The organism is Arthrobacter sp. H5, from assembly GCF_000520595.1.
Taxonomy (GTDB): domain Bacteria; phylum Actinomycetota; class Actinomycetes; order Actinomycetales; family Micrococcaceae; genus Arthrobacter_D.
The window spans coordinates 1-8,547 of the sequence record NZ_AZSC01000341.1 but is presented as its reverse complement, the minus strand read 5'-3'; the positions used below and the strand labels follow the sequence as shown (position 1 = coordinate 8,547).

The window sequence follows — 8,547 nt, the reverse complement described above, 5'->3', positions numbered from 1 at the left end:
GTGACGCGGACCCCTGTCAGGTTCAGGACGCGGTTCAGTAGAGTGGTAGCACGCATGGGCAGCTCCGAAGATCAGGTTGTGTGAGAACTCCCAAATCTACGGGGTTGCCCATGCCCCATGGCACACAAACCCTGACCCACATTTACGTCAGGAGAGCCCCTTGTTCTCCACTGCACCGCGATGTTTTTCCGCCCTCTGGTAGCGGCGATACCGGGCACTGAACCGATCATCGGCCAGATTAACTCGATGGGTACGGCCAGCATCCTCTGGTACACCATCCCCGCGATTCTCACGCTGGTGGGTCTGAGGCGCCACCATTGGTCAGCGCTGTTGGTGCTGGCGGCAACCCTGGCCGCCGTCGGAATCACCATGTACAACGGGACGGCGCTCTCCATCCACCTGAACACCATTTTCGCCGCAGGTACGGCCATCGCGGCCGTGCTGTTCTTGCTCACCGTTCCGCCATGGCAGGAGCACCGGCACGCCAAGCTGAGTCACGCTGCGCACTGAGTCACGCTGCGCACTGAGTCACGCTGAACGCTGACGCAGATGCTGAGGATTTACCCGGGTGCTGTCCAACCGCTGGCGCCATTGAAGGAGATGCCTGCGACTCCGCCCACGTGAACGTCCGGCGCTCCCACCACTTCGACGGCGAGCGATCCAGTGGATCCGTCAGTTGCCGTGTCCAGCTGGAGCCGGACCAGCGTATGCGCCCCCATCGGCTTGAGGTCGGTCACGGTGCCATTGACCGCGCCTTGGTCTATGGGCACAAGGTGGAGCGCTTCCTGACGCAACACAAGGAAACCGGGCCCCTCGGAAGCATCCGGCTGCACAGGAATCCGGCCAAAGGGAGACACGTGGCAGCCCTGGCTTACGTGGCCGGGAATTTCATTCAGACCACCCAGAGTCCGGTTGACGGCCAGCGTGGCAGGTTTGTAGTGAACCTGTGCAACCGGCCCGTGCTGGAGAATGCGGCCCTCGTCGAGGACTGCGATGCTGTCCGCCAGCACCGATGCCTCCCGCCGATCATGCGTCACCAGCACAATGGTGGGGGCCAGTTGGGACCGGATATCATCCACGAGCGCGTACATGTCTTCGCGTAACTGGGAATCCAGAGAGCTGAACGGCTCGTCGAGCAACAGGATGCGGGGATTTCGTGCCAACGCGCGTGCAAGGGAGACGCGCTGCTCCTGGCCCCCGGATAACTTGCCCGGGGCGCGGTGCGCAAAGTCGGCCAGCTGCACCAGGTTCAGGAAAGCGAGAGCCTGCGAACGGGAGGCCCTCTTTGATTGGCCGCTCATCCGCGCCGAAAATGCGACGTTGTCTAGCACATTCAGGTGCGGGAAGAGCAGCGGTTTCTGGAACACCAGCGCAATACCGCGTTCCTCGGCGGGAACTCCGCTGAGATCCTGGCCGTCCACCAGTACCTCCCCTGCCGACGGGGCGTCCAGTCCGGCGGCTATCCGCAGCAGGGTGGATTTGCCGCTGCCGGATGCCCCCAGCAGGGCAACGCAGGCGGACTGGGGAACGGTAAGGGAGATGTCGCGCAGAACATCGCCGTGGCCAAAGTTCCGTGACACTTTCGTGAAGGACAGGCTTGAACTCATCGGCGGATCCTTTCACGCAGACGGGGCGCGCTGAGGGCGGCAAGCAACACCAGCGGAGGACCAATCACGGCCAAGGAGAGGGCTGCGGTGAGCTGTTCATTACCGGATCCCGCGGCGGCTGAGCCCAGAATCAGGGGGAGCGTGCGCAGTTGCCCCCCACCGATGAGGAGGGTGGCAATGTAGTCACCCCACCCCACAAGGAAGGCGAGGAAAGCGGCCCGCGCCGTCGCCGCAGCCAACAGCGGCAAGCGGACGTGCGCTAGGGTTTGGCGGGCGTTGGCGCCCAGGGTGCGTGCCACTTCTTCAAACCTGTCGTCGTAGGAGGCCAAGGCGCTGCGGAACATGAATGTTGTGTAGGGCAGCGCCGCTACCGCAAGTACCAACACCACTGCAGAGAACGATGGCGTGTAGATCCTCAGCAGGAGTACATTCGCTCCCATCACCAGCGCAAACGGCGGAATGGCCAAGGGTGTCAGCAGGACAACCTCTACGAACCTGGAGTGGGTCCGTGGGAGACGGCGGATGGCCAATGCGGCAAGGAGTCCAAGCGGCGTCGCCACCAGCGCAACGCTCGTGCCAAGGGCCGCTGAGGTTGCTGTTGCCGACTGAATTTGGGGGGAAAACAGCTCAATGAGTCCCTGCGCTGAGTAGGTGCCCGGAAGAATGTCCGGTGCCCTCCATTGGCCGGCCACGAACCACAACATCAAGGGAATCAGGGGCAGCACAATCCATGCCCCCAACAGCACCCCGAACCCCAGATGCACTGCTCTGCCTCCGGGGAGTGTGCGCCGCATGGAGGCGGTGGCCGGGCGCAGAGCGGGAATCACCGCAAACCTTTGAAGCGTCTGAGTACAAGTAGGCCCGCGAGGATCGCCACAACGCCCACCGCAACGGATGCCAGTGCAGTCGCCATCGCGTCCGGACGCGCAGCAAGGTCTACGGAGCCAAACAACCGGACGGCACGCACCGGCAACGGTTCAGGCGAGATGGGTCCCAGCAGCCACACGGCCTCGTATGACCCGAGCGTGTAGACGAACACAATGATCGCTGAGATGCCCAGTGAGGGCAGAGCCAGCGGCAGGACGACGTTGAGAATTCTTTGGCGTGGGGAGGCGCCAAGCGTTGACGCGGCGTCGCAGAGATCGCCAACCCTGCGGGAAATACTTCCCACCACAACCAAGGCCACAAACGCTGATTCTTTCCACCCGTATTCCAGAATGGCCGCACCCCACCATGGTCCGCCGACGAAGGTGGGAAACTCCTCGGGCATGCCGAGGACGCGGGCAAGAAAACCGGCGTCGGAGAGCAGGAGTCCAAAAGTTCCCGCGGCAATCAGATGTGGGATGGGAATGGTAGCGGCACTGAGCCCGGCGATCACCCGGCCGCTGATCGGCATCGCAAGGATGTAAGCAGCAATCATGAAACCCATCACCACGGAGAGAGTTGTGGATGCGGCGGCAATGTACAGCGAAATGCCGGCGGCCTGAAGGATCTCGCCGCTGCCCGTAGTCCACGCATCAAAGCTGAGCTGTGGTTCGCCGGTAAAGGGCATCAGGCCCAGGCTTTGCAGGAGCCCGGCAAACAAGGCTCCTGCCAGAACCACGATGACGGGAAGCACTGCGGGGGCCGCCATCAGGAGTGCCCGACGGGAAGCGCGTTCAGGCAGCCGTTCGCTCACGGTGCGCCACTCATGGTGCGGTTGCGACCGACCGGCGCCATGCGTCGTCGAGCTCTGTCACCCAGTCGGCGCCAAGCTCTGCGTGGGCATTGCGGGAGAGCTCTTCATAACTGGGCACCACCGGAGATTCCGGCAATTGGGTAAACAGGGATTGCTGATCGGAATCCAGCCGGTCCATATCGAGCACCGTGAATTGTCCCCAGACTCCGGGGTCCGCTTTCGCCGACTGTTGTTCGGGGGAGAGTGCCAGGTTGGCCACCGTCATGGCGCCCGCCGCGTCTGCGGCGTTGACCGGGATTGCCAGGAAGCTGGCGTTTCCCACACTGCCTTCGTCGAGCGTCAGCACTTTGGTGGAATCCGGCAGCGCACCGGATGCCACCAGTTCCGTCAGGCGTGCAGGGCCGTAGGTCATGGCGATGTCCACCTCCCCGTCCGCGAAGAGGGAATTCAGTGCCTGCTCATCCCGCGGGTAAGTGTTGCCTTCACGCCATAACGACGGCGCCAGGTCGCTCAGCGCGTCCAGGGCAGCGGGCGCGTGGTTGTCGAAGGCCTCCTCGCTGTAGGTCAAAGGAACCTCGTCCGCACCGCCGGCGGTGCTGAGCATTACTTCGCGGAGGAAGACGCTGCCGGTGAAGTCCGGCGGAGCCGGATAGGTGAACCGTCCGGGGTTTGCCTCGGCCCAGTCCAGGATGCCTTCCAGGCTTGTCGGTGGTTCCGGCAGCGTTTCGGAATTGTAAAAGTAGGTGAACTGTGCGTTGTGCCAGGCGGCTTCGCAACCGTCCACCGGGGTGCCAAAGTCGGTGGTCAGCAGGGGATCATTGGGGTCGGTGTACGCCATATTGGGCAGGAGGCCGGTCCAGTTACACCGCCACGCCTCAGCCTGGCGTCCAGTGCTGAAGTTTGCTCCGTTGACCCAGACGAGGTCCACCGAACCGTCCTCCCTTCCAGCCTGCAGTTCGTTCAGGACGCGGTTTAGCGCATCCGGTGTGTTGGCCACGGGTACGCGGCGAAGGGTAACCCCGAATTCCTCGGCGGCGGGGACGAGAGTTTCATCAACGTAGGCGTTGCCCTGCTCATCCCCACCGTACATCCATAGATCAACGGTCTGCCCGTCGGCCTCCTCCAGCACTTCCCCGAAGTCCGCGAACTCGCGTCCGGGGTCTGATCCGGAATTTGATCCGGCTGCTGCGCAGGATGACAGCACCAGTGCAGCCAGCAGTGCGGAGGACAGTAAACGGAGCCGCTGCGGGGCCTCGGGCCGGGATGGTTCCAGGGTCATTGGGGTCCTTCGGTGGTAGGGGCCGGTTCCAGTATGCTCGAAGCGTGTACAGCATCTGAAAAGGTGCACCGGGTCAATAGATGGCAGTTTCCATGACGGAGGAGCGCACAGCGCGCGAAGGTCGGTTTGCCACTCCGGTCCACCGGATGGTCCTTCTGCTGGTCTTCATCGCCGCGGTGACCGTGGTTGTCTTGATGGCGCCAATCCCGTCGGTTGAGGAATTGCGTGCGCTGGTGGACCGGGCTGGGTGGGCAGGGCCCGTTGGTTTTGCCCTCGGTTATGCGGCGCTCACCCTGGCCCCCGTCCCCAAGAATGTTCTCTCCATCGCCGCGGGTGTGCTTTTCGGTTTCGGCGCCGCGCTGGTGGTCGTTTACATCGCGGCAATGCTCGGAGCCTCCGCGGCTTTCTGGCTGGGGCGTGCGCTGGGCCGCGAAGCAGTCGAACAATTCACCGGCACCAAGGTCGCGAGGGTTGATGAAGTGCTGAGCAGACGCGGTTTTGCGGCGGTGGTTGGCGTCCGCCTGGTGCCCGTCCTGCCGTTTACCGCGATCAATTACTCCGCAGGACTCACCGCGGTGGGATGGTGGCCGTATTTTTTCGGTACTTTGCTGGGGATCCTGCCGGGGGCGGTCAGTTATGTTGCCCTCGGCGCGTTCGGGTTTGAGTTGGGGTGGCAGGCGCAGGCGGCGTTCGGGGCGCTGGGCGTTCTGACACTGGCGGGCCTTGTTTTTGTCGTATGGCAGAGAAAAAAGCGCAGTGATGCCGATGTTTGACACCAGGCTGAGGCCGTTGCTGGCTCCCACGCTTAACCTGACGGCGGGCTGGCTCGACGTCCCCTGGATCACGCCCAACCGGCTGACCGGGGCCAACCTGGTGCTTGGGCTGGCCAGCGCCGTGCTTGCTGCGTCACAACTGTGGTGGGCCGCCCTCATCTGCTGGTTGCTGTGCCGGCTCGCGGACGGGCTGGATGGGCCGCTTGCCCGACGCCGTGCGGCACGTTTTCCGGACGGGCCACGGCAGGCTTCCGGGCAGGGCGGATTTTGGGACATATCAGCGGACTTCGTGGTCTACGGGGCCACGGTCATCGGCGTGGCGCTCGGGGCCACTGCGGAGTTTAATGCCGATTGGCTTCCGTTCCTGCTGGTCATGTTTGCCTACTACATCAACGGCAGCGTTTTCCTCGCTTTCTCCTCCATCGCGGAAAGCAGCGGCCGTCAACTCGATGATGGGCGGTCCCTGTCCTTCCTCGGCGGATTGACCGAGGGTGCGGAGACTGTCCTGGTCCACAGCCTCTGGCTGATCTTCCCCGCAGCGGCCGCGCAGATTGCCATCGTGTGGGCGGTGCTGGTATCCATCAGCGCACTCCAGCGCATTGTGGGGGGCTTCAGTCTGCTGCGGTAATATCACGGACGGCGGTCGCTTCGCCAGCGGGCCAACCGGGACAGCGCTTTGACTGCGAGTACGACGACGGCGGAGCCCAGTCCGGAGCGCGCGTGCGCTATTGCAGCGTTCCACAGGGCGTCGTTGTAGGTGGGGTAGGGATGGGTGACACCGGCCAGTTCACGGGTGGTCATCTTCTTGTGGACCGCAAGGGTGAGTTCGGCCAGCGATTCGCCCGCTCTGGGTCCAACAATGGTTCCGCCCAGAATCCGGCCACGCCGGTCAATGACGAGCTGCGCGAACCCGGTGGTGGAGCTCTCGGTAATGGCACGGTCGGTGTCCTCCAGTTGGACTGTCGACGTCGTCCGCCCTGGCACTGAAGCGTCGGTGACACCAACGGACGCCACTTCCGGGGAGGTGTAGGTGACTCGGGGGATGGTGCCGCTGACGGCGCGGCGGAGGCCCAGCACCGCGTTGGAGGCCGCCGTGCTTGCGTGCACGCCGGCGAGGTGGGTGAACTTTGGGTGGCCGGTGACGTCACCGGCAGCCCAAAAGGCAGGGTTGGAGGTGCGCATCCCGGAATCCACAACAACCTGGCCCGACTCATCGCAGGTCACGCCAACATTCTCGAGCCCCAACTCGTCGGTTCTTGCGCTCCGCCCTGTTGCCGTGAGGATTACGTCGGCGTCGAACGTTCCTCCGTCAGCGGTGTGGATGGTGCTGGTACCGTCCTGCCTGCTGACCACGGTGTCGGCGCCGTTATGCTCAACGACGCTCACGCCGTCATCCTTCAGGGCCTGGCGCACCAGCACGGCAGCGTCGCGGATTTCCTTCGGCAGAATCCCGGAGCGGGCGAGGATGACCACCTGTGAGCCGAGCCGCGCGAACGCCTGCCCGAGTTCGCAGGCGATCGGTCCGCCGCCAATGATGGCGAGCCGGCTGGGCAGCTCGGTGAGGTCCCAGATGGTTTCCGAGGTGACAAACTGTGCGTTCTCGAGGCCTGGGATGGGCGGGATGGTGGGCGCGCTGCCGGTCGCTATGAGTGCTTGTCGAAAGAGAATTCTTGTGTTGTTCACGAACGCCTCGCCTGGAGCGGTGAAGCGCACCGTGCCGGAGATGACGGAAACGCCGGCCGCTTCCAGTGCTGCCGGAGAGTCGGCCGGTTCAATACTTGCAATTGCGGCCGCGATCCGTTCACGCACGATTGTGAAGTCCGGGTTGCCGCCGGACGGATCCCGCCCACCGGCCGTCTGGGCCGCAGCGGACAGGAGGGTCTTCGAGGGAATGCATCCCGTCCATAGGCAATCGCCGCCGGTACGCGAGCGTTCAACCAGCACGGTCCGCGCGCCAAGCTGCGCCGCTGTCTTTGCACCGACTATTCCTGCCGTGCCGCCGCCGACCACCAGTAAGTCAATGGGTTCTTCGGCGCGTTCCATCGATCTCCATTTCGTTGTTTCCCCGGGTGTCCCACTCCAGACTAGGGCTGCATCAGAAGGTTATAGGTTCGCGCAAGGTAGTTCTGTAACGTGGAACACCGTGGCCTTGATGGAAGTGAGGGCAACTGATCAGGGAAAAATACAGCGCCTTTGCTCCTTTTTACGACCTGCTGTCCGCCGAATGGCCCGTGTACCGGGCCGGACGCAGGCTGGGCATTGAGCTCCTGGGCCTTCAGGCCGGGGACCAGGTCCTCGACATTGGCTGCGGCACCGGGCTCAACTTTGCCCTCCTGCAGAAGGAGATAGGGCCTTCGGGCACCATTGTGGGTGTTGACCGCAGCGCAGACATGCTCAAGCTGGCGCGCCGGCGTGCGGATCGAAACGGCTGGACCAACGTCATCCTCATCGAAGCTGACGCGGTGGCGTTGGCTCCTACCGAGGTGAGCCAACGCATCGCCGAGCAGGGCGGGCGGGAACACTCGGACGCCTCCTTTGCTACTTACGCGCTGTCCCTGATGCCCGATTGGGGAATTGCGTGGGAGAACATGCTGGCGCTCACCACCGGGACAGCGGTGCTGGGCGTGGTGGACATGCAAGAACCCACGGGGCCGTTCTCGGTCATGGCACCGCTTGCCCGGCTGGCGTGCTGGCTGGGTGGATCCGACATTCACGCGCACCCCTGGACCGCCGTCGAGCGCGACTGCGGTGCTGTCGCAGCGGCATCCGCGCGGGGAGCGCACCTTCAAATTCGGGTTGGCCGTCTAACGGCTTAGAGCAAACCTTGTGGGCGTTTTCCGTGGGTTCGTACAGAGGATTCACAGGACCGAACTCAGGCCCACCGATCCGCTTGTTGGCGGGCTTGGACGATGCCTCAGCGTCGGCTGCGGGAAGGGGCTTGAGAGTTATCGGTATCTATACCAATCCGGTAACGGGGGTGGTCCCGAAGTGCTTAACGTCCTCTACCCCAACAGAAATATGGAGGCAGTAACATGCGAAACATTTTCAAGAAGTCCCTGGCAGTAGGATCCGTAACCGGCCTGATGCTTGTTGGAGGCGCCGGTATGGCCAGCGCTGACAGCGGGGACAACACGGAAACGCGTGTGGACGAGGTCGCCCAGGTGACCGACAACAACATCACCGATAGCGGCAACCTGTCGCTGGATAACA

Annotated in this window: 9 protein-coding genes; 4 read left to right on the top strand and 5 right to left on the bottom strand. The window is 63.5% G+C overall.

Translation table 11 applies throughout. The features are described from left to right. The first annotated feature begins 180 nt into the window (after positions 1-180). A complete protein-coding gene (locus tag Y708_RS0101090) occupies positions 181-510 on the top strand; it encodes a hypothetical protein (RefSeq protein WP_028278509.1) in 330 nt (109 codons plus the stop codon). Positions 511-560: 50 nt separating this feature from the next. Here the strand turns inward: Y708_RS0101090 and Y708_RS22085 are convergent, their stop codons facing one another. Genes Y708_RS22085 through Y708_RS0101070 form a run of 4 tightly spaced genes read right to left on the bottom strand, consistent with a single transcriptional unit; the run spans position 561 to position 4,564 of the window. Then, on the bottom strand, positions 561-1,607 hold the full coding sequence (locus Y708_RS22085; RefSeq protein WP_051478389.1) for an ABC transporter ATP-binding protein: 1,047 nt from the start codon (positions 1,605-1,607) through the stop codon (positions 561-563). Beyond that, positions 1,604-2,434, bottom strand: coding sequence for an ABC transporter permease (locus tag Y708_RS0101080; RefSeq protein ID WP_216699702.1), 831 nt, complete (start codon positions 2,432-2,434; stop codon positions 1,604-1,606). The genes Y708_RS22085 and Y708_RS0101080 overlap by 4 nt, the downstream gene beginning before the upstream one ends. Further along, a complete protein-coding gene (locus Y708_RS0101075) occupies positions 2,431-3,285 on the bottom strand; it encodes an ABC transporter permease subunit (protein ID WP_216699701.1) in 855 nt (284 codons plus the stop codon). Before Y708_RS0101075 ends, Y708_RS0101080 begins: the two co-directional genes overlap by 4 nt. Positions 3,286-3,295: 10 nt before the next feature. Beyond that, positions 3,296-4,564, bottom strand: a complete 1,269-nt coding sequence (locus Y708_RS0101070) for an ABC transporter substrate-binding protein (RefSeq protein ID WP_035774935.1) — start codon at positions 4,562-4,564, stop codon at positions 3,296-3,298. 80 nt (positions 4,565-4,644) lie between these two features. Here Y708_RS0101070 and Y708_RS22080 point away from each other — a divergent pair, with 80 nt between their 5' ends. After that, a complete protein-coding gene (locus tag Y708_RS22080) occupies positions 4,645-5,337 on the top strand; it encodes a TVP38/TMEM64 family protein (RefSeq protein WP_081746408.1) in 693 nt (230 codons plus the stop codon). Continuing rightward, complete coding sequence (locus Y708_RS0101060) at positions 5,324-5,965, top strand: CDP-alcohol phosphatidyltransferase family protein (RefSeq protein ID WP_253905647.1); 642 nt, start codon at positions 5,324-5,326, stop codon at positions 5,963-5,965. The genes Y708_RS22080 and Y708_RS0101060 overlap by 14 nt, the downstream gene beginning before the upstream one ends. 2 nt (positions 5,966-5,967) lie before the next feature. On the opposite strand, the gene Y708_RS0101055 is transcribed toward Y708_RS0101060, so the two are convergent. After that, positions 5,968-7,380: a dihydrolipoyl dehydrogenase family protein gene (locus tag Y708_RS0101055; protein ID WP_028278504.1), complete on the bottom strand. Its 1,413-nt coding sequence runs from the start codon at positions 7,378-7,380 to the stop codon at positions 5,968-5,970. A 188-nt stretch (positions 7,381-7,568) separates the two neighbouring features. On the opposite strand from Y708_RS0101055, the gene Y708_RS0101050 reads away from it, so the two are divergent. Further along, positions 7,569-8,153: a methyltransferase domain-containing protein gene (locus Y708_RS0101050; protein ID WP_216699700.1), complete on the top strand. Its 585-nt coding sequence runs from the start codon at positions 7,569-7,571 to the stop codon at positions 8,151-8,153. Positions 8,154-8,547 lie beyond the last annotated feature (394 nt).

Excerpts from the sequence above, each read along its gene's own strand:
- Y708_RS22080 (WP_081746408.1), top strand. The coding sequence starts at position 4,645 with ATGGCAGTTTCCATGACGGAGGAGCGCACAGCGCGCGAAGGTCGGTTT.
- Y708_RS0101070 (WP_035774935.1), bottom strand. The coding sequence starts at position 4,564 with ATGACCCTGGAACCATCCCGGCCCGAGGCCCCGCAGCGGCTCCGTTTA.
- Y708_RS22085 (WP_051478389.1), bottom strand. The coding sequence starts at position 1,607 with ATGAGTTCAAGCCTGTCCTTCACGAAAGTGTCACGGAACTTTGGCCAC.
- Y708_RS0101055 (WP_028278504.1), bottom strand. The coding sequence starts at position 7,380 with ATGGAACGCGCCGAAGAACCCATTGACTTACTGGTGGTCGGCGGCGGC.
- Y708_RS0101060 (WP_253905647.1), top strand. The coding sequence starts at position 5,324 with ATGCCGATGTTTGACACCAGGCTGAGGCCGTTGCTGGCTCCCACGCTT.
- Y708_RS0101090 (WP_028278509.1), top strand. The coding sequence starts at position 181 with ATGTTTTTCCGCCCTCTGGTAGCGGCGATACCGGGCACTGAACCGATC.